The following is a 20,224-nucleotide window of genomic DNA, read 5'->3' as shown; positions in this document are numbered from 1 at the left end:
GGATGGCCGATTTCAGCGCGTCCGTCTTCCAGAACGAGTTCTTGCCCGAGGGCGGCTCGGATGTACATGCCATCGTGACGGTCAACTGCACCGGGGCCGGCGGTGCCGGGCAGTCCGGTTCAGGGGACGCCGGCGAGATCATCGTGGTGGACACCTCACGTTCGATGGAGGAGGCCGGAGTCGCGGCGGCCCGTTATGCGGCTGCGGCGGCCTTGGACCAGATCTTGGACGGCGTGTGGTTCGCCATCGTGGCGGGGAACCATCAGGCCCGGCTGTGTTACCCGGACGGGTATTCGGCGGCGATGGTGAAGATGTGCCCGCAGACCAGGCAGGCTGCGAAGAAGAGTCTGGAGCAGTTGCGTGCCGATGGTGGCACAGCGATGGGAACCTGGCTGTCGGCGGCCGCGCAGCTGTTCGACACGGTCCCCTCTCTGGCGCAACGCCACGTGATCCTGTTGACCGACGGGGAGAACCAGCATGAGGCGCCGGAGCAGTTGACCAGGGCGATCAATGCCGTGCGAGGGCGTTTCCAGTGCGACTGTCGCGGTTTGGGCGCGGCATGGCAGGTGGACGAGGTGCGCCGCATCTCCCAGGCGTTGATGGGAACGGTCGATCTGATTCCGCGCCGTGAGGACATGGCGATGGAATTCGAGTCGCTGATGCGAGCGTCGATGGGACGTGGGGTGGCCGAGGTCACCTTGAATGTCTGGGCTCCGCAAGGTGCCCAGGTGCTCTTCGTCCGTCAGGTGTCCCCGACTTTGGAGGACCTCACGGCGAGGCGTCGTGACGTCAACCCGCTCACCGGCGCATATCCGACTGGTGCGTGGGGGGACGAAACTCGTGACTACCATGTGGCGGTACGTCTGTCGCCGAAGGCCATCGGCCAGGAGCAGTTGGCTTCCCGGGTTCAGCTGATGGTCGGCGGACAGATGGCCGCGCAGGGCCTGGTGAAGGCCAAGTGGTCGGGTGATGCCGGTTTGACGACTCAGATCAGCCCGGAGGTCGCTCATTTCACTGGCCAAGCAGAATTGGCGACGGCTATTCAGCAGGGGTTGGCGGCGAAGGCCGTCGGCGACGATTTTACGGCGACGGCGAAACTGGGACGTGCGGTGCAGTTGGCCGCGCAGACCGGCGATGCCGCAGCGACGAGCAGGTTGCAGCGGGTGGTCGACATCGACGACGCTGCCACCGGGCGTATCCGGTTGCGTCGCGATGTCGACAAGCTCGACGAGATGGCGTTGGACACGGCGTCCACCAAGACGACGAGGGTGAAGAAGTGAGGATTTGCAGTGCCTGACCGGCGAGGGTTCCGACGATGACGGCGACATGTCCCCAAGGCCATGCGAGCCGCGCGACGGATTATTGCGATCTGTGTGGTGCGCCGATGTCTTCCGCGAAGGACATCCCTTCGTGGGCGCGCCCACCGGAGGAGAAGCCCAAGGCGGCTGCCGAGGTACGGGTGTGTCCGCATTGTCAGGAGGCGGGGAGTCCTACCTACCTGTTCTGCGAACACTGCGGTTATGACTTCACGACGGGGGCCCTCCCGCGCCCGCTGCGTGAAGATCTCGCCGTGGTGGACACTCGGGTGGAGCGGGCTTTCGGTCCTCCGCCTGGGGCACGTCAGGAGCAGGAGGACGCCGATGAGCCCCGGTCGTGGGTGAGCCGCGCGGAGCGTGCTTCCGTGATCGAGCGGCCGGAGCCGGAGGCTGATCAGCCGGAGGCTCCGGAGCGTCGGCCGTCGATCCATGAGCAGATCCGGTCCGCACAGGCAGGCCGTGGCGGACGGGTGGAGCGGCCTGCACGTCATGAACGTCCTGAGCCGGCGCCCGTGGCCGCCGAGGAGCCTGCGGAGGAAGAACCCGAGATGCCACGGCGGTCGCCGGCTGCCGCGCAGTCGACGCCCCAGGGCGCACCGGCTTCGGAAGCCGCGGACCCCGCGCCGCAGCGGGAGAGCGCAGGTGAGCGGAGGATCTCTGCGGAGGCTGCTCCGGGTTGGGCTTTCCCGGCGTCTGCAGAACGGGCCGCCTCTGTGGCTCGGCGACGTTCGGTGATCCAGCGCCCGGAGCCGGAAGAAGCTGCTGAGACGGCAGCACCTGAGCGCCGCATGCCACCGGCCCGGCCCGAAGCCGCGCCCCGGGGCGACGCCGCTGAAGTGCCGCTACCACCTCGGCGACGTTCGGTGATCCAGCGCCCGGAGCCGGAAGAGCCGCCGCAGCCTGCTGCGAACGAGGAAGAGCTGCCGGACACCACTCCGATCACGGTCATCGCCGCCCCGGAGAAGGCTCCGGCGGAGCCCCGCCGTCGCCCCGCCGTCTCGGACTGGGTCGTGGAGATCTGGGTCGACTCCTCCTGGTACGAGGTCCAAGAGAGCGACGAGTCCTGCCCGTCCCCGGGGCTGCCGGAAGTCGTGCAGATCTCTGATCGCGCTCTGGTCGGGCGCTATTCGGCCAGTCGCGGGATCTCTCCGGATATCGAGTGCGGCACCGACTCCGGGGTCAGCCGACGGCATGCGGAATTCTTCACGGACGGCACCCGCTGGTGGGTGGAAGACCTGGGGTCCAGCAATGGTACCTATGTCGGCCAAGCCAGCGGGCCACTCCCCGAGGAGCCCATTCCTGCAGGCCAGCGGGTCGAAGTCTCCCACGACGACCGGATCTACGTCGGTGCCTGGACTCGATTGGTCGTGCGCCGAGCGACGGCCGCGGATCATGCCGCGACCGGTCGCCTCGGCTGACGGCGGTCTCAGGCGAAGCTGAATTCACCTTTGGTGGTGTCGGGGCGTCGAGCCCGGAAGAGCGCATCCCAGGCAATGCGGGTGCCTTCGTCGGTCTCGACCTCCCGGGCCACCCGGTCGGCGCGTTCCACGACGAGCGCGCCTGAGCCGACCATGTCCTGCAGGTCGTCGGCGACATCGCGTGCGGTGTAGAGCAGGGCCGGGTCATCGGGCCCGCCGTGGCCTTCGACGAGGTTCGAACTGTCGTGGGCGACCACCAGGAGGATCCCGCCCGGCGCGAGGGTGCTCGCGGCGGCGCGGAGCAGCGGCGTCCGTTCGTAGGCCTCCAAGTGGACGTAGGAGACCAAGGCGAGGTCGTACCGGCCACGGAAACCGCCGTCGGCGGTGATGTCGGCGTTCACCCAGTGGATGTCGAGTTCACGCCCTTCTTCGCGGGCTCGTAGCTGGCTCTCGTGGCCCCGGTCGAGGGCCACTTGGGAGAAGTCGACGGCGACGACCGACCATCCTTGGTCTGCGAGCCACAGACTGTTGCGTCCTTCGCCGCAGGCGACGTCGACGGCCTTACCGGGGGGCATCCCGGAGAGTTCGTGGATGACCCATCTGTTCGCCTCCGTTGACCACAGGCGCCCTCGGCTGTACCTCTCGTCCCAGTCGGTCGCTTTCATCTCGCCGTCCTTCCATTCCGTCTCCGGGGTGCGGTCCGGATGGACCGCTGGGAGGGTTCTTCCGCAGGCCTCATCCTTCCTCCTCCTCGTCCGCAGTCTGTCGGAGATGGCAGTCATCTGCCAGGTAAGCCGCGGGGAAGGAGTGGTTCGGCTTTTTGTCAGGAGGCGTGCTCCTGCGTGAAGTCTGGTTTACCGGCTCGGCGGGGAAGCAAGCTGCGGGTGCTTGTCGAGATGACTACATGGGCTTGAACTCGATGTTCATTTTCGTCGTGAACGAGTCACTCGTCCTTTTGTCAGTAGGACGGGTTAGCGCAATAGGTGAGGCACCACGTATCGTGCAATCGACGTTAGTTTGCGGCGGAGGGTAACACACACAATGAGATTGTGATCGTTTTGTGATTTGACATAACCAAGAAGTGGGACATTGGTCCCGATAAGCCCTCAGGGCTAGCACTGACCATGTGGTCAGGACGGTCGCCCGCCGTCCTTTTTTGACGTCCCCGCCGAACCTTTACAGGGACGGATGCCCCCTGCATCCGCAGGTTCGACGACCGACCGACAGGAGAGCCATGGACGCGCTCGACCTCGCACGATGGCAGTTCGCCATCACTACGGTCTATCACTTTCTGTTCGTACCCATCACCATCGGCATGTCCGCTCTGGTGGCCGGCTTCCACACCGCCTGGGTCCGTTCCCACAACCCAGAGATGTACAAACTGACGAAGTTCTTCGGAAAACTCTTCGTCATCAACTTCGCGCTCGGGCTCGTCACCGGGATCGTTCAGGAATTCCAGTTCGGAATGAACTGGTCCGACTACTCTCGATTCGTCGGAGACATCTTCGGCGCACCGCTGGCCTTCGAAGCGCTGCTCACCTTCTTCCTCGAATCCACCTTCCTCGGTCTGTGGATCTTCGGTTGGGGAAGGATTCCGGAAAAACTGCATGCCATGACCATGTGGCTGGTCCACATCGGCACCGTGATGAGTGCTTTCTTCATCCTCGCCGCCAACTCGTTCATGCAGAACCCGGTCGGTTTCCGTTTCAACGAGGCCACCAACCGCGCCGAGCTCACCGACTTCATCGCCGTGTTGACCAACAAAGTGCAGCTGGTCACCTTCCCCCACGTGATCTTCGCGGCCTACATGACCGGTGGTGCGATGGTGCTCGCCGTCGCCCTGTGGCACCTGCGCCGCCCCGAGGTGGGCGACAACGCCCCCATGTACCGCAAAGCCACCCGGGTGGGCGCCGTGGTCACCCTGGTCGCCTCGCTCGGCGTGATGATCTCCGGAGACTTCCAGGGCAAGGTCATGACCGAAGTGCAGCCCATGAAGATGGCCGCTGCGGAGGCGCTCTACGAGAACACCTCCCACGCACCCTTCTCCGTGCTCTCCGTAGGTGCGCTGGACGGCTCCAAGGCCACCCATATCATCGAGGTCCCCGGCCTGCTCTCCTTCCTGGGCCATGGCGACTTCAACGCCGAGGTCAAGGGCATCAACCCGCTGCAGCGTGAAGCCGCCCAGAAGTTCAGCGACGGCAAGTTCACCCAGACCAAGGGCCAGATGTACACGCCCAATATCCCCGGCACGTACTGGACCTTCCGCCTGATGATGGGGCTGGGCTTCCTCGGCACCTTCATCTCGTTGTTGGTCCTGTGGGTCACCCGGAAGAAGGAGTCCGAGCAGCAGCTCGCCCGCAAGTGGTGGCTGTGGGCGGCGATCGCCCTGCCCTTCATGCCGGTCTTCGCCAACAGCTTCGGCTGGATCTTCACCGAGATCGGCCGTCAGCCCTGGATCGTCCACGAGCTGATGACCGTCGAGAACGCCGTCTCCCCCCGGGTGACCGCGGTCGAAGTCCTCATTTCCATGGTCGTCTACACCATCCTGTACGCCGCTCTGGCCGTCGTCGAGATCAAGCTCTTCCTCAAGTACGTCCGCATGGGCGCCGAGGCGATCCCCGACCCCGGACAGAAGCCCGACCGCGAGGACGACGACGCTCCCCTCGCCTACGCGTACTGAGAGGCTGACATGGACTACTCGATGCTCCAGAACCTGTGGTTCCTGCTGATCGCCGTGCTGTGGATCGGCTACTTCTGTCTCGAAGGCTTCGACATGGGCGTCGGCATGCTCATCGGGATCCTGCACAAGGACCCGAAGGGTGACGCCGAGGAGACCGAACGCCGCCGTCGGCTCATGCTGACCACCATCGGCCCGCACTGGGACGGAAACGAGGTCTGGCTGCTCACTGCGGGCGGCGCCACCTTCGCGGCCTTCCCCCACTGGTACGCCACCTTGTTCTCCGGTTTCTACCTGCCGTTGCTGCTCATCCTCGTCGGTCTGATCATCCGGGCCATGGGGCTGGAGTACCGCGGTAAGGGAGAGACCGCAGCCTGGCGGAAGAACTGGGACTACTGCATCATGGCCGGTTCCTTCATCCCCGCCCTCCTGTGGGGCGTCGCCTTCGCCAACATCGTGGCCGGCGTGCCGCTGAACCCGAAGACGTTGGAGTACACCGGCAATCTCTTCACCTTGTTGAATCCCTTCGGATTCCTCGGCGGCTTGACCACCGTGGCGCTCTTCCTCACCCACGGGGCCCTGTTCATCGCGTTGAAGACCGACGGGGACATCCGCCACGAGGCTCGCGCCTTCGCCCTGAAGTCCGGCCTGGTCACCGCGGTCCTGGCCGTGCTCTTCCTGGGCATCGCCAACGTGAAGACCGGCAACACCCTGTCCTGGGTCGCCGCCGGTCTCGCTGCGCTCTGCCTGGTCGCCGCTCTAGGAGCGGTGAAGGTCAAGCGGGACGGCTGGGCCTTCACCGGGACCTTCGTGTGCACGGCGCTGGCCGTCGCCAGCCTGTTCCTGGCGCTCTTCCCCGATGTGATGCCCAACAGCATCCCCGGGCAGACCGGTCTCACCGTGGCCAACTCGGCCAGCTCGGAGTACACCCTGCAGATCATGACCGGCGCAGCGGTGATCTTCGTGCCGATCGTGCTCGCCTACCAGGCGTGGACGTACTGGGTGTTCCGTCGTCGTCTGACGACCAAGCACATCCCCGCTGCGGCGCACTACTGATCCGTCAGAGCCCGTCAGCACCCCGACAGGACGCCGGGTCGACTCAGTGCGAGCCGACCCGGCGTCCTTCGTCACTCCCGTCATTCCCCCGTCACCTCCTCGTTCGGCCTGGCACTCCTCATGCCACCGACCGGCCGGTAACGAGCTGTTCCCGAAGAAATCTGGTGAACTGAACGCCGTGAAGCCCTTCGACCCACGACTGCTGAGCCTCGTGCCCGACTGCCGCTCCGGGATCGTGGGCCTCTTCGCCTGCGGGGCCCTGCAGGGAGCCGCTGCCATCGGCCAGGCCTTCGCCGTTTCCGCCCTCGTCGTCGCCCTCGTCGACGGACGTTCCTGGCATGTCGCTGCGGCGTGGGCCGTCGCGGCCTTCGTCGTACGCGCCGGTGCGGCTGGAGCAGCCGAAACCATCGCCGCCCGCACCGGGACGACCGTGTCCATGTCTGTGCGCCGTCTGCTCTCGGAACATTTCCTCGCTCGTGGCGCCACCGGGCGAGCAGACGGACCCCAGCTGCTGACCTTGGCCACCCAGGGGTCGACCAGTATCGAACCCTACGTGGCTCGCTATCTGCCGACGCTGGCCAATGCCGTGGTTCTCCCTCCGGCGGCGATCCTGGCGATGCTGATCCTGGACGTGCCGACCGGGCTGATCCCCATCCTCACCGTGCCCTTGCTGCCCTTGTTCGCGGCTTTGATCGGCGCGTCCACCGCCGAAGCCACCCAGCGACGCTGGCGGACCCTGACCCGGTTGTCCGGGCATTTCTTGGATGTCATGCGCGGCCTGCCCACTCTGGTCTCCTACGGACGCGCCGAACGTCAACAGGAGACCATCCGTCAGGTCAGCCACGACCACCGCAAGGCCACTGTGGAAACCTTGAAGCTGGCCTTCCTCAGCTCGGCGGCCTTGGAGCTGCTCGCCACGATCTCCGTGGCGATCGTCGCAGTCTGGGTCGGCATCCAGCTGGCACACGGTGAGATGGAGCTGTCCCTCGCGATGCCGTTGATCCTCCTCGCCCCGGAGGCCTACTGGCCGATTCGCCGGGTCGGTGCCGAGTTCCACAATGCTGCCGACGGTGCGGCGGCCTTGGAGCAGGTGTACGCCCAGGTCGAAGCGGCTTCGTCACCGGAGTCCCCCACCGGGAACCGGCTCTCGGTCTCTTCGGGGAGCAGCGGCCAAGCGCCCCAGGGCATTCGGCTGACCGATGTCGGATACTCCTATCTCGCCGAGGGCACCCCGGTCATCGACGGACTCACCGTCGAACTACCCGGCCCAGGGCTGACGGTCGTCACCGGGCCCTCGGGCGTGGGGAAGACCACTCTGCTCGAACTCATCGCCGGGCTACGCACTCCCGATCGAGGCAGCATCGACGCCGGTCCTGGTCATCTGGTCACGCAACGTCCTTTCCTGACCGACGGAACCTTGCGGGAGAACCTTCTCCTGGGTACCGGGCATCTCGACGGACAGTCCCTGACCGATGGCCACCTGCGCAAGGCGCTGGCCGACGTCGGACTGGCCCCGATGGTGCGAGCGCTTCCGGAAGGACTGAGCTCCCGGATCGGTGACGACGGTTTCGGGTTGTCCGCTGGGCAGCGGGCCCGGCTGGCCCTGGCCCGGGCGGTCCTGGCCGACCCACAGCTGTTGCTGCTCGACGAACCGACAGCGCATCTGGATTCAGCGTCGGAAGAACTTGTCGAAGAGTTGATCGGCATGCTCGCCACGACTCGGACCGTCGTCACGGTCACTCACCGCGCCGGCCTTCTCGCCCGGGCCGACCACCACCTCGTTCTAGGCGGAGCAGCATGAATCTTGTTCCTTCCCCGATGCTCCGACGGTCCGGTCCGGTACCGGGGATTCTTCCGGCAGCTCTCATCGGGGGGCTTGCCCTGACGTGTGGCGTCGCGCTGACGGCGACCTCCGGGTGGTTGATCGTCGCGGCCTCGTACCGGCCGCAGATTCTGACCTTGCTGGCAGCGATCGTTCTGGTCAGGGCTTTTGGTATCGCACGTCCGGCATTGCGTTACGTGGAACGGATCCGTAGCCATGACGCTGCTCTGTCCTTCCTCGCCGAGGAGCGTGCCCAGGTCTACGGGCGGCTCATTCCGCTGACGCCGGCCCGGTTGGGGCGCCGTAGCCGGGGTGAGGTGCTCGCCGGTGCTGTGGATGATCTCGATGACATCGCTTATGCGCAGGTCCGGGTCGTGGTGCCGCTCGTGGCCCTGGTCGTTTCAGGGGTGTTGGCGGCTTTCGCCAATGCGGTGATCCTTTTCTCTGCTGCTGTGGTGACCTTGTCTGCGTTGGTGTGGGCCTTGCTCGTCGGGTGGGCGAACTATCGGATGGAGAAGCAGGCCCATCAGGAGGTGGTGGCGGCTCGTGCCGAGGTGAGCCGGGTGAGCACCGTGATCGCCGCGCAGGGTACCGAGCTGGCTGCCATCGGCGCGCAGGCGCAGGCGCTGTCCTGGCTGGATTCTGCGCAGAGTGCGCTCGCTGCTGCGCTGCGGCGGCAGGCCAGAGGCCGCGCTTTCGGGGTGGCGGCGATGCCTCTCGTGACCATCGCGCACACGGTGGCGATGGTCGCCCTGGTGGCGCCGTGGACTCACCTGGGTCTGCGCACCCCGTTGGCTGCTTTTCTGGTGTTGACGCCGGTGGCGCTGGGAGAGGTCGTCTCTGGTGTGCCGGACGCAGTCGGTGCTCTGGCTCGGGCTCAGAGCGCTCGTACCCGGCTGGATGCCTTGGTGAATCAGCGTCCGGCTGTGCGGGATCCTGCTATGACAGCGGCTGCGTCAGAAAGTTCTCTCCCGCAGGAGGATCTGAACCGCCCGCCCCGGTTGACCACTGATCAGGTGACGGCCAGTTGGGATGGGCAGCGTCCTGCTCTGTCCGCATTGACCACCGATATCGCTGTGGGGTCGAGGGTTGCGATCGTCGGCCCCAATGGAAGCGGCAAGTCGACTTTCCTGGCTGTTCTTGCCCGCCATCTGGATCCGATGAGCGGTGTCTACCGGGTCGATGGCACCGAGGTGTCTCGTCTGTCGCTGGCCGATGCGCGTTCTCGGTTGGCCGTGGTGGACGACGAGGCCCATGTTTTCGCGTCGAATCTGCGGGAGAACTTACGATTCGCCCGGCCTGGGTGTGCCGATGGCGATATCGAGCAAAGTCTTCGGTTGGCGGGGTTGGGGCCGTGGTACGAGGCGCTGCCCGATGGGTTGGATACCCGTCTAGGGGTGGATGGTCAGGGGATCTCGGGGGGTGAGCGGGCTCGGCTCGGCATCGCTCGTGCGCTGCTCTCCCGTCGTCCGGTGCTCTTGTTGGACGAGCCGGTGGCTCATGTGGACCATCCGACGGCTGTCGCGGTGATGCGTGATCTGCGGGAGGCCTCGACGGGTCGCACGGTGGTCCTGGTGTCTCATCGCGCCGAGGGCATCGAGGAGGGCGATCTGCTGGTGGACCTGGATGTGGTCAGGAATCCGCCCCCGGTCGCCGGGCCACGATGAGTTCGGCCTCGTCGACGGCACGCTGCCGGTGATGTCGCAGATCACACCGCCACCAGGTGGCCTCCTGATGGATGCGCGCGTCGGTGTTGTCATGATCGGGGGCATGCGCACGTGGATCACGAACCTGCCGTACCAGGAGGAACTGTCCGTTCTGGCCGACCGGGTCGAACAGGATGTGAATGTGGTGGGTGTTCTGCTCACCGGTTCGCATGCACATGGCCTGGCCACTTCCGGATGCGATGTGGACCTGCATGTCCTGTTGGCCGAGAAGGATGATTCGTGGCGGCCGATGCGCCAGGGCGGCTTGGACCTCCAGGTCCATGACGCGCAGTGGTTACGGCGGGTGCCTTCTGATCCGTCCCGGTGGTGGGACAGGTATCGGATCGCTCGGGGGATGCTGGTGGCCGATCGAAGTGAGGGTGCGCTCGGCGACGATCTCCGAGGCTGGGGCACCTTGTCGCTGTCGGAACAGGCAGATGCCATCGATTTCGCATTGACTCCTTATCTGACTTATGCCATGCGTTCCCTGTACGAATTCAGCACGGGTGAATTGACTGCTGCCCGTTTGGACGCGGCGGAGAACCTGCCTTGGGCTTTACGACTAATGTTCGCCGTCCAGGGACGTCCGCGCCCGACGAATCGTTATCTTGCGTGGGAATTGGAATATCATCCGCTGACCACACCGGCCTGGCAGTCGGAGTGGGTGCTGGGTATTGTCGAGGCGCTGCGCTGTGACGGTTCTCCTGCGGCGCAGCGAGAACTGTTCGCCGCTATGGAACCGCCATTGCGCGCTCTGGGTTTCGGTGGCGTGCTCGATGGCGATTCTCGGGCGGTGACGCTTCTCCAGGCATGATCCGCAGCTTTTTCCTCATTGCGGGCGGATCATGGCGCGAGCAGCGCGATATGCCACAGTGGACATCGATCATTCGGCAGGGGAGGCAGCGTCCATGAGTAAGGACACCACCGGTGAAGGCAGCCGTCGCGACGGCGCAGCACCGCAGATGACACCGGCGACGAAGAGCATTCCCGAGGTGGCGGGCACCTCCGCTGCGAGCACCGGGCCTTCTCCGGCCGTGCCTGCGCCAGGTGCTCCGGACCCGGTACATCCTTCTTGGTCGCAACAACCCCAGACGAGTTATGACCAGGTGTATTCCGGGGGGTGGGGCACTCCAGGACACAGCGATTCCGGTCCGATCCGGTTGACGGGCACTCAGGGCGGAGGCGTTCCGCCCTCGATGTCCTCGTCCGATCTGTCCACGCCGCAGTGGTCGTCCACTCCGCCGTCCAGCGCATCGCCGACGATGCAGGTTCCGGCGCCGGGTGCGTCGTACGGTCAAGGAGCTACGGCTCAGGTACCTTCCCCTGGCTCGCCGTCTGCGATGTCGGCGCCATCGGGCGGTTTCGCCGAGGCGGCACCGACTTCATCTCCAGGTTATGGCGCGGCTCCGGCTGAGGGCACGTGGTCGTCGTCGAACCCCTACGGGCAGCCCTACGGAGTCGTTCCTCCCCCGCCGCCGTCCGAGAGCACGCAGTTCTCCGCCTACGGGGCCTCGGCCCCGGTCGGTTCCGGTGGCCCCGGGTATACGGCTCCTCCCCAGGGAGACCCGCAGCCTTCGCGTTCTTCCTGGGCCGGGCAGCAGCCACAGTCCCGCAGCGACCGTCCGTCTGACCCCAGGTCGTTGGGGCTGGCCGCGATGCTCGATTTCACCTTCGTCGCCCGGGCCACCCGGGCTTTGGCCCCGGTGCTCTTCTGGCTGGTCGTGGCGTGGTCTTTGTTCTCGGTGATCACCGGTTTGGCGTCCTCCTTCAGCGCTCCCGGCTATGCCCGTAACGATGCGGCGACCTTCTTCGGTTTCCTCACGGCTGTGGTCCGGTCGTTGATCGCGATCGCGGTGACCCGTATCTTCCTCGAGCTGTGCATCAATGTGGCGGACCTGGCCGATAAGCGCTCCGGTGAGGGGAAGTCTTCGTGACATCGCCTTATCGGGTGTGTGTGATCTGTTCGGGCAATATCTGCCGTTCGCCGATGGGCGAGGTGGTCCTGCGGGAGTCCTTCGCGCAGGCCGGGATGTCCGAACGGGTCGTGGTGGACTCGGCGGGCACCGGCCCGTGGCATGTCGGTGAGGGCGCTGATCCTCGTGCACTGTCGACCTTGGCGGCGGCGGGTTACGACGGCAGCTCGCATCGGGCCCGAGAGTACGACGTGGCATGGCTGACCGAGCACGACCTGGTGCTGGCGGCCGACGAGGGCCATCTACGCACCCTGCGGCGGTGGGCCGACGAGCAGGGTTACCAGGTGGGCCCGCAGGGCGACGTGGATATCCGGTTGTTCCGGGAGTTCGATCCGGCCGCGCTGTCGGCAGGCACGGTGGAGATCGACGACCCGTACTACGGCGGGCAGGACGGTTTCGACCGGGTCCTCGCAGAGGTCGTTGCGGCTTCTCAAGGTGTGGTCGCTCATGTGACGGAGTTGTTGACGGACTGAGTCCGTTACGCCGTCTGAGTGTCGGTCCAGGTCGGTCCGGGCTGTCAGCCCAGGTCGGCGCGGATGAATGAGTAGACCATCATGTCGACTCGTCCGGAGTGTCCGACGGAGCTGGATCGCTCGATACCTTCGACGACGAAGCCGGCTTTCTCCGCAGCCCGCCGCGAGGCCAGATTCCCCGTGGCGGCCTTGATGACGACTCGTTCGATCCCTTGGTCGAGCACGGCCCAGGTGGCCAGGGTCGAGGAGGCCCATCCGGCGAGCCCGTGTCCGCGTCTCCAGGGCACGATCCAATAGCCGATCTCGGTCCGTAGATTTTCCCAATCTGTTTCTCGCATCGCGACGGTGCCGGCGAATTCACCGCCATGTTCAATAGCGAGGGCGAGACCTGAACCACTTTCCCGCATCTCCCGGGCGAAATCGGTGACATAGTCACGGGCATCGTTGAGGGTGTACGGATTGGGCAACCGCGTGAGCCACCGGCGCATCTCCGGATCCTGACAGGCCAGGTGAACAGCTTCAGCATCGTCCTCGTGCAGTTTTCGAAGACGCTTTTCTCCGTCCTGGACGTCGAGCGTGGCAAATTTTGGCAGCGCACTCATGGTCGAACACTTTATCCGTGGGCATGAGCCGAGGAAACTCTTTTTACTCCCAGCACAAGCCCCCGCCGGTGAAATATGTCACGACTTTTCTTCAGACATATCTGTACCATGAAGAGAAACGGATGATGACATCCGCGATGTTCTCCATAAGCGGATGCGTCCCGAAACGGATCGTTCGGAAGGGAGCAGCGGAATGAGTTCACGCAAGACCGGCGATCGGGTCATCACCTCGGCTCTCATCGCCGCAGGCATCAGCTTCCTCTCCGTCTACTCCGTCCTCATCGGTCGGGGGTTGTGGTCGGCCTTCGTGCTCTTCCTGTGCGCGTGGCCGGCTGTCTACCTGATGATGGCGGTGGGTGATGACATCAGTCATACGTTGAACTACCACTTCCGGAGGAGACCGCGCGGCCCTCGGTGATCGACGCCTGGGCGAAGTGACCCGTGGTGCTCTGCCAGGATGGAGACATGGGTTCCCTTGCCGATGCTTCTCCCGCCATCGCCTTGTCCGCGCTCGACGGGCGTTACCGCGCTGCGGTCGCACCCTTGGTCGATCATCTTTCCGAGGCCGCGCTGAACCGTGAGCGCGTGCACGTCGAGGTCGAATGGCTGATCCATGTGACCAACCGGGGTGTGCTGCAGGGGGTGCGTGCCTTCACCGAGGAGGAGCAGGCCGCGCTGCGTGCCGTGGTCACCGATTTCGGCCCGGAGCAGGTCGCCGAGCTGGCCGAGATCGAACGGGAGACCGTCCACGACGTCAAAGCGGTGGAGTATTTCCTGAAGCGGCATCTGGTCGAGATCGCTCCGGGCGAGCCCGGTTTGGCCGAGCTCATCCATTTCTGTTGCACCAGCGAGGACATCAACAACCTGTCCTATGCCTTGATGGTGAAGGGCGCGGTCGAGCAGGTCTGGGCGCCTCGGGCGACGGCTCTGGTGGACCAGGTCGCCGAGATGGCTCAGCAGCTGGCCGAAGTGCCGATGCTGGCTCACACCCACGGACAGCCTGCCACGCCGACCACGCTCGGCAAGGAGTTCGCCGTCTTCGCGCACCGGCTGCGTCGACAGCTGCGCCGGATCGCCGGACAGGAGTATCTGGGCAAGATCAACGGGGCCACCGGAACCTTCGGCGCGCATCTGGCGGCGGCGCCGGGAGTGGATTGGCCGGAGATCTCCCGGTCGTTCGTCGACGACATTCTCGGGCTGACCTGGAATCCGTTGACCACGCAGATCGAGTCGCACGACTGGCAGGCTGAGCTGTACGCCGATGTCGCGCGATTCAACCGGATCCTGCACAACCTGTGCACCGACACCTGGACGTACATCTCGATGGGTTATTTCGCGCAGGTGCGGGGCCAGGGCACGGTCGGGTCGAGCACGATGCCGCACAAGGTCAACCCGATCCGTTTCGAGAACGCCGAGGCCAACCTGGAGGTGTCCAATGCGCTGCTGGACGTGCTCGGCGGAACCCTGGTGAACTCCCGTTTGCAGCGGGATCTGACGGATTCGTCGATGCAGCGCAACATCGGTTCGGCGATGGGTCACGCACTGCTGGCCCTGGACAATGTCGGTCGCGGGCTGGCCGGATTGGACGCAGTTCCGGAGCAGATGGCGAAAGATCTCGACGCCAACTGGGAGGTGTTGGGCGAGCCGATCCAGTCGGCGATGCGCGCTTTGTCGGCTCAGGGGGTGCCCGGCATGGAGAACCCGTACGAGCGGCTGAAGGAGCTGACCCGGGGCCGAAGGGTCGGTCAGGACGAGTTGGTCGCCTTCGTGAAGGGGCTGGGTCTGCCCGCCGAGGTCGAGGAGCGGTTGTCCGGGCTGACTCCTGCCGGCTACGTGGGGTTGGCCCCTCGTCTCGTGCGCGATCACCTCGGCTGAGCTGCCCCGTTGGTCTGCCCGTTGTCGGTAGCTACGCTGACGCCATGTCCACACCCCCCATCGTCTCGGATGTGGTGCCCGGGTTGAAGGGTCGCGGTGTGATCCTGGCCGATCACACCGATCTGCCCGATGTCGCCTTGGCTCTGATCTCCGCCGGTTATGTGGTACGTGAGCTGGACGGGGCCCATGTGGTGCAGCGATCGCAGGCGCTTCCGGCCTTGGCCGATGCTTTACATCTGCCCGGAGCGGCGGACCACAATCTCGACGCCCTGTTGGACAGCCTGCGCGATCTGCCCGACCTCTGGCCTGGACGCAACGGGGTGGTCCTGTTGTGGCGATCTGCGGAGCAGTTCATCGAAGGCGACCCGCAGGTGTGGGAACAGATCGAGCAGATCCTGACCTTGGCCTGTCTCGAACTGGCACCGAACGAGTTCGCTTTCGAGACGGTGGCCTTCGTCGAGGGGTACGATCTCGCCCCGTTGTTGCTGGGCGTGCCACACGATAAGGGACCGGTGTTGTGAGTCAGGACGAACTGTTGAGCCGTTTGAAGTCGAAGAAGGTCCTGCTGGCGGCGATGGTGCTGCTGATCCTGGTAGCGGTCCTGGTCATCGGCCGTTTCGCGATGAAGGGTCAGAGCGGGAAGTCGACGCCCGCAGCGTCCAGCGGGCGCAGCGCCCCGGCCAAGCCGACCGGGGGTTCCGCCAAGGGCGGTTCCGGTGGCGCGGCTGCCGGTGGCATCGCCGCTTGTGATCCGCAGAAGCTTCCGTCCGAGGCGAAGCAGATCATCGCGGCGATCCGGGCTGGTGGTCCTTTCCAGCATCCGCGTAACGACGGGGTGACCTTCCGCAACGCCGAGAGGCGTCTGCCGCAGAAGGACAGTGGTTACTACCGGGAGTACACCGTCCCGACTCCGGGGGCACCCAACCGTGGTGCGCGACGAATCGTCACCGGCGGTGACCCGCAGAAGAACCCGCCGGACTGGTATTACACCGGCGACCACTACGACTCGTTCTGCAAGATCACCGCGCCCTGAGCTTCGGGAAACAGCTGAACCGGCAGATGACATCTTTGGGCCTGGATTCGCCACGTTGTGCCAGGGAAGTGGACCAACATACCGAAGTCGGCTCTACCCATGCTCGGTAATAAAGTTCCGATCCACCTCTGCGATACCTATCTTTAGCTATCGCCCCCTACCGGAACAGCGTTAGCTTGAACAGCCCTGGTCAGGGAGACAGAGAGAATAATTGCAGCTACTATCCACATTCCTATAACATCTATCGAAGCGCCGAAAATACTGAGGAAATTCCCATTTTTTGAGCTGCTTATCGCCAGCGCACCCAGTGCGGCTGAAATCTGCAAAGAGGTCGAAGAAAATAAATCGACCATCGTGAATATTTGAACGCGATCCTTCTTCTCAACTAGATCATATGTCAGATTAGATATTGATATCGAAAATACTGATTTACTCAATGAGAACGCCACGACCAGTGAAACCATAACGATCGAAATCAGCAACTCGCGATTGGCAACTAGCGATAGAAGAAGCCAGCCAATCAGGCATATCGAAACCAGTCGCCCGGATTGAATCGCTGCCCTGGCGGCACCTACGGCCTGGATCCAACGTCCAATGAAAAACAAGGCCACCAGACTGGCTGTCGTTCTAGCCAGAAGTGCTACCCCTAGAATTTCATTGGGAAACCCCAAGATACTTACGATATACACAGACAGCAATGGCACGCCTATAAAAACTTGAGAAATTGCAGAATATGCAATAAGTCTATAATCAGGACTGGCTAGCCAACTAATCCAGTTTACCGATTTTCCAGAATTTAAATCCGACGCACCATGCCCCTGCGCCCACCCATCTGCACCTTGCGGGAGGACGAAGTATATAACGCAGGAAGATATGAGGTACACAATAAGGAGTGAGCAAATTATTCTGTAAAATGTGAAGGTCACGCTGCCCTTGAACAAGATTGTCTGCACAAGGAAAGCGGCAGCCATCACCAGCTGGGAGCACCCCCTTGAGATCGATAAGAATATAGGACGCTCATGGGGAGAAAAAAGCTCTGCCGTCCACGCAGACCAGACGGTCCCATACGACAAGGAGTAAGCTATTTCGATAAGAGTTGTAGATAAAACAATGAGGATAATTCTCTCCGAGAGAGACATGGATCCGAGAAGGATTACTATCGCAAGCAGGCAGGATCCCGCCCCGAGCAGCATGATCTTCCTCAAGCCCAGTCTCTGCGCAATGGTAGGACCCAGAAACTGTATCGGTATGCTGCACAACATCCCGATATAAACCAGACTGAGCACAGACGGGTCATAGCCCATAGTGTCCGTGATGAGGAGATTAAATATGTCTCCAGACATGCCTCCGGAAGCACTACTTAATAGTATGGTTCCGCTCGCAGGGACTAGCGCAAGCCATTTTTTGCCCTTCCCTAGCCCCACTTTCACCAAACCCTCCAGAGGGCCCCTCGCCGTCACAGTGCAAGATTTTTAACATACCCAATCAGCAATGCAGGCATTCGTCATTACGCCGTCTCGGAGAGAGCACTTCTGATCTCTTCATTTTTCATGATGCCAACAGGCCGATCACCTCGGACTCTAAAACGTAGAGGCCAATCAAGATCATGCCGACCCGCCCGCTGATCCTCGGTTTCAAAGATCGAGTGTTTAAGTTTTAACTTAGATGCCAATCCTCGTGTATTGAGATTTTCGGCAGAAGAGGTATTGACCGAGCAGCGCTCCGCCTGTGACCACATGGCGCGCCCAGTTCCTGATCGCCCTGATCGCCAATCGGAGACAACTGACGAAGAACGCTCTACTTCTTCTTCCAGTTCTTCCAGTCAGGGCAGTGCTGACCGACGACCTTGGCTTCGTCCTTGGTGATCACCAGGTCATAGGCGTCGGTGACCTGGGCGTACTGGCAGACGTAGTCCTTACGGTATTTGGTGTTGGAGGGAAGCCACTCGGCCAGCCCTTTGTCGCCCTTCTCCCGGTTTGCCGAGGCCCCGGCGGCCACGAGGTTGCGGTCGATGTCATTCGCGAACTGGACACGGCGTTGGTCCGTCCACCGGCTCGCGCCCATGTCCCAGGCGCGGGAGAGCGGGTAGATGTGGTCGATGTCGATCTTCGTGGGGCGTTGCCCGCGTTCGAAGGCGATCTTGTCGCCGCTGTACGCGTCGATGACCTCAGCTTTGGAAACGGTGCATTTGCCGTCCTTGACGACCTTGGTGCCGCTGAGTGCGAGAACGTCATCGCGGGTGGAGCACCCGTTCTTGCCGCCGGTTCCTTCGTGGTCGTCGGTCCAGGCCTTGCCGAAGACACAGCCCTTGCCCGAACCGCAATCGCGTTCGTAGCCCTTGACCTTCTCCCGGCTCTGTACGACGCGCAGGCCGTGCTGGCGTTCGTTCGACAACGGCCCTGCGCTGCTGTTGGTGCGGATAAACCAGAACACCGTCAACGCCACGACGACAACAGCAACCGCCATCGCCCCTATTTTCTTGGAACCGAACCCCGCCACCTGTGTGAACCTCTTCATCCCGCCGACCGTGCCTGGATCTCGTCGTCGCGCCCCTGACGACGCACATACGACCCATGGACAATCTGATGGCAGGACACGAGGACACGTCGACGAACAGAGTTGAACCCTACCCGGTCAAGGTGGCCGAAGTGTCCGCTCTCGACAGACCTGACCCTCCGGAAATGCGCAGGTTCCGTTCTCGGTCAGGAAACCGGCGGCGCCCAGAACACCCGGTCAGATCTCCACCCGGCCCTGCGGGGTCTCGAAGGCCACCGACAACAACCCGGCGTTACCGTGCGGGGCGATGAACGAGAAGTCGATGACGCTGGACGTCTTCTCCGCAGGCAAGGACAACCAGTCGTGCACCCGCCCAGGATCCCCGGCGATGGTCATCCCGCAAATATTCACCAACGGTTCGACCTCGACCGCCCGGGAAGGATGCAACTCAGGGTTTTCGAATTCCACGAAGAAAGGCAGCTGCGGGTCGTTCAGCAAACCGTTGATCCCGATCTGACGCCAGGAGAGACGACGTCCGTCCGGGAAGACCCGATGGCCGTGTACCCCTTCCCGACCGAGCCTTTCCTCCACGGCGGCCAGATCCTCGACCCGGACCACCCAGCCGAGCCACCCCCCTCCGGCCAGGCAGGCCTGCTTCACAGCTTGACCGAACGGAGCCTTGTCAGTGGCCGGATGATCCAACGGCTCCACCACTTCGACATATCGCTCATGGGCCATCGGAAGAATCACATTGCGGGTACCGAACGACGGATGAACCCCGCCGTTGACGGCACGGACCCCGAGTTGCTCGGCCAGGCGATCGGCGGTCGCCCGCACCCCGTCCTTTTCGGCGGCATAAGAGACGTGATCGACTCGCATACGGCCATCGTGGCACAGCCGACAAACCCGGAAACAATTACGACGTGTACATCGACCGCCGCTGTCGAACCGCCTCGTACACCACGATGGCTGCGGCAGTGGCGACATTCAAAGAATCAGCGCGACCGGCCATCGGAATGCGCACCCGGTAGGCCGCCGCCTCCAACACGGCGTCGTCCAGTCCCGTTTTCTCCGTGCCGACGGCCACCGCCACCGGGCCGGTGTAGTCGACATCGGTGTGGAACAGATCGGTGTCCGGTGTCGTCGCCACCAGCGCGATCCCTCGATCCGCCAACCAGGCGAGCGTCTCTTCCGTGCTCGCCGAGGCGACCGGCACGGAGAACAATGTGCCTTTACTTCCCCGAACCACGTTCGGGTTCCCCCAGTCGGTCGCCGGGTCCGCCGCGACCACGGCCGACACCCCGGCTGCGTCAGCCGTCCGCAACATCGCGCCCAGATTCCCCGGCTTCTCCACTCCTTGGCTGACCAGGAGGAAAGGATTCTCCGGAAGATCAAGTGCGGCGAGCGCCCGCGACGGCGAAGCGACCACGGCGAGCACCCCGTCCGGGCCCTCCCGATAGGCGACCTTCTCGAAGACCGGGCGGGACAACCGGATGATCTCGCCGCCTCGACCGGTGACGATCTCGGACAGTTTCTCTCCTCGGCCGGGGTCGGCCATCAGATCGGAGCACAGGTAGAGCCCGGTGGGCCTTGCTCCGGCGTCGAGCGCGAGTGTCGTCTCGTCGACGCCTTCCAAGAGGGTGATCCCCTGGGCGTCGCGTGCCCGACGGCGACGCAACCCGATCAGCGACTTGACCCGGGGATTCGCAGGACTGGTGATGGTGAGATCTGCCATGGCTCCCTCAGCTTGTCATCTTCCCGCCATGACGTGCACCCC

Annotated in this window: 19 protein-coding genes; 13 read left to right on the top strand and 6 right to left on the bottom strand. The window is 63.7% G+C overall.

Features of this window, described 5'->3' with window-relative positions:
• Positions 1 to 2 precede the first annotated feature (2 nt).
• Positions 3 to 1,280 carry a VWA domain-containing protein gene (locus DX923_RS01465; RefSeq protein ID WP_116112174.1) on the top strand — a complete coding sequence of 426 codons (1,278 nt, stop codon included), beginning with the start codon at positions 3 to 5 and terminating at the stop codon, positions 1,278 to 1,280.
• Between the two features lie 104 nt (positions 1,281 to 1,384).
• Positions 1,385 to 2,734 carry an FHA domain-containing protein gene (locus DX923_RS16545; protein ID WP_240322698.1) on the top strand — a complete coding sequence of 450 codons (1,350 nt, stop codon included), beginning with the start codon at positions 1,385 to 1,387 and terminating at the stop codon, positions 2,732 to 2,734.
• Positions 2,735 to 2,742: 8 nt separating this feature from the next.
• On the opposite strand, the gene DX923_RS01455 is transcribed toward DX923_RS16545, so the two are convergent.
• Positions 2,743 to 3,399, bottom strand: coding sequence for a class I SAM-dependent methyltransferase (locus DX923_RS01455; RefSeq protein ID WP_116112172.1), 657 nt, complete (start codon positions 3,397 to 3,399; stop codon positions 2,743 to 2,745).
• Positions 3,400 to 3,968: 569 nt separating this feature from the next.
• Between DX923_RS01455 and DX923_RS01450 the strand changes: the two genes are divergently transcribed.
• From DX923_RS01450 to DX923_RS01420, 7 genes are all read left to right on the top strand, one after another.
• Complete coding sequence (locus tag DX923_RS01450) at positions 3,969 to 5,414, top strand: cytochrome ubiquinol oxidase subunit I (RefSeq protein WP_116112170.1); 1,446 nt, start codon at positions 3,969 to 3,971, stop codon at positions 5,412 to 5,414.
• A gap of 9 nt (positions 5,415 to 5,423) precedes the next feature.
• A complete protein-coding gene (cydB, locus tag DX923_RS01445; RefSeq protein WP_116112169.1) occupies positions 5,424 to 6,467 on the top strand; it encodes a cytochrome d ubiquinol oxidase subunit II in 1,044 nt (347 codons plus the stop codon).
• Positions 6,468 to 6,645: 178 nt separating this feature from the next.
• Positions 6,646 to 8,268 (top strand): thiol reductant ABC exporter subunit CydD, encoded by a 1,623-nt coding sequence (cydD, locus tag DX923_RS01440; protein WP_116116087.1) that lies wholly within the window; start codon positions 6,646 to 6,648, stop codon positions 8,266 to 8,268.
• A complete protein-coding gene (gene cydC / locus DX923_RS01435; RefSeq protein ID WP_116112168.1) occupies positions 8,265 to 9,956 on the top strand; it encodes a thiol reductant ABC exporter subunit CydC in 1,692 nt (563 codons plus the stop codon). Before cydD ends, cydC begins: the two co-directional genes overlap by 4 nt.
• A 31-nt stretch (positions 9,957 to 9,987) precedes the next feature.
• The gene (locus DX923_RS01430) at positions 9,988 to 10,809 is read left to right on the top strand and encodes a nucleotidyltransferase domain-containing protein (protein WP_162872702.1); all 822 of its coding nucleotides are present in this window, start codon (positions 9,988 to 9,990) and stop codon (positions 10,807 to 10,809) included.
• A gap of 94 nt (positions 10,810 to 10,903) precedes the next feature.
• The gene (locus tag DX923_RS01425; RefSeq protein WP_162872701.1) at positions 10,904 to 11,929 is read left to right on the top strand and encodes a DUF4282 domain-containing protein; all 1,026 of its coding nucleotides are present in this window, start codon (positions 10,904 to 10,906) and stop codon (positions 11,927 to 11,929) included.
• Entirely contained in the window at positions 11,926 to 12,441 is a 516-nt protein-coding gene (locus tag DX923_RS01420) for a low molecular weight protein-tyrosine-phosphatase (RefSeq protein WP_116112162.1), read from the top strand. Before DX923_RS01425 ends, DX923_RS01420 begins: the two co-directional genes overlap by 4 nt.
• A gap of 44 nt (positions 12,442 to 12,485) precedes the next feature.
• On the opposite strand, the gene DX923_RS01415 is transcribed toward DX923_RS01420, so the two are convergent.
• Positions 12,486 to 13,043, bottom strand: a complete 558-nt coding sequence (locus tag DX923_RS01415; protein ID WP_116112160.1) for a GNAT family N-acetyltransferase — start codon at positions 13,041 to 13,043, stop codon at positions 12,486 to 12,488.
• A gap of 193 nt (positions 13,044 to 13,236) precedes the next feature.
• On the opposite strand from DX923_RS01415, the gene DX923_RS01410 reads away from it, so the two are divergent.
• Genes DX923_RS01410 through DX923_RS01395 form a run of 4 tightly spaced genes read left to right on the top strand, consistent with a single transcriptional unit; the run spans position 13,237 to position 15,951 of the window.
• The gene (locus DX923_RS01410; protein ID WP_116112158.1) at positions 13,237 to 13,461 is read left to right on the top strand and encodes a hypothetical protein; all 225 of its coding nucleotides are present in this window, start codon (positions 13,237 to 13,239) and stop codon (positions 13,459 to 13,461) included.
• A 47-nt stretch (positions 13,462 to 13,508) separates the two neighbouring features.
• Positions 13,509 to 14,918: an adenylosuccinate lyase gene (gene purB / locus DX923_RS01405; protein ID WP_116112156.1), complete on the top strand. Its 1,410-nt coding sequence runs from the start codon at positions 13,509 to 13,511 to the stop codon at positions 14,916 to 14,918.
• Positions 14,919 to 14,962: 44 nt separating this feature from the next.
• Positions 14,963 to 15,439, top strand: coding sequence for a barstar family protein (locus DX923_RS01400; RefSeq protein WP_116112155.1), 477 nt, complete (start codon positions 14,963 to 14,965; stop codon positions 15,437 to 15,439).
• Positions 15,436 to 15,951: a ribonuclease domain-containing protein gene (locus DX923_RS01395; protein WP_116112154.1), complete on the top strand. Its 516-nt coding sequence runs from the start codon at positions 15,436 to 15,438 to the stop codon at positions 15,949 to 15,951. The genes DX923_RS01400 and DX923_RS01395 overlap by 4 nt, the downstream gene beginning before the upstream one ends.
• Before the next feature lie 143 nt (positions 15,952 to 16,094).
• Here the strand turns inward: DX923_RS01395 and DX923_RS01390 are convergent, their stop codons facing one another.
• The 4 genes from DX923_RS01390 to DX923_RS01375 all read right to left on the bottom strand — a co-directional run bounded on the left by DX923_RS01390 (position 16,095) and on the right by DX923_RS01375 (position 20,182).
• Entirely contained in the window at positions 16,095 to 17,411 is a 1,317-nt protein-coding gene (locus DX923_RS01390) for an MFS transporter (RefSeq protein WP_162872700.1), read from the bottom strand.
• A gap of 337 nt (positions 17,412 to 17,748) precedes the next feature.
• Complete coding sequence (locus DX923_RS01385) at positions 17,749 to 18,468, bottom strand: GmrSD restriction endonuclease domain-containing protein (protein ID WP_205413079.1); 720 nt, start codon at positions 18,466 to 18,468, stop codon at positions 17,749 to 17,751.
• 216 nt (positions 18,469 to 18,684) lie between these two features.
• Positions 18,685 to 19,326, bottom strand: coding sequence for a VOC family protein (locus DX923_RS01380; RefSeq protein ID WP_116112151.1), 642 nt, complete (start codon positions 19,324 to 19,326; stop codon positions 18,685 to 18,687).
• 37 nt (positions 19,327 to 19,363) lie between these two features.
• Positions 19,364 to 20,182: a TrmH family RNA methyltransferase gene (locus DX923_RS01375; RefSeq protein WP_116112150.1), complete on the bottom strand. Its 819-nt coding sequence runs from the start codon at positions 20,180 to 20,182 to the stop codon at positions 19,364 to 19,366.
• Positions 20,183 to 20,224: the final 42 nt, after the last annotated feature.

The organism is Austwickia chelonae, assembly GCF_003391095.1.
Classification (GTDB): domain Bacteria; phylum Actinomycetota; class Actinomycetes; order Actinomycetales; family Dermatophilaceae; genus Austwickia; species Austwickia chelonae_A.
Note: the sequence above shows the minus strand (reverse complement) of the source record. Positions and strands in the feature narration are given on the sequence as shown.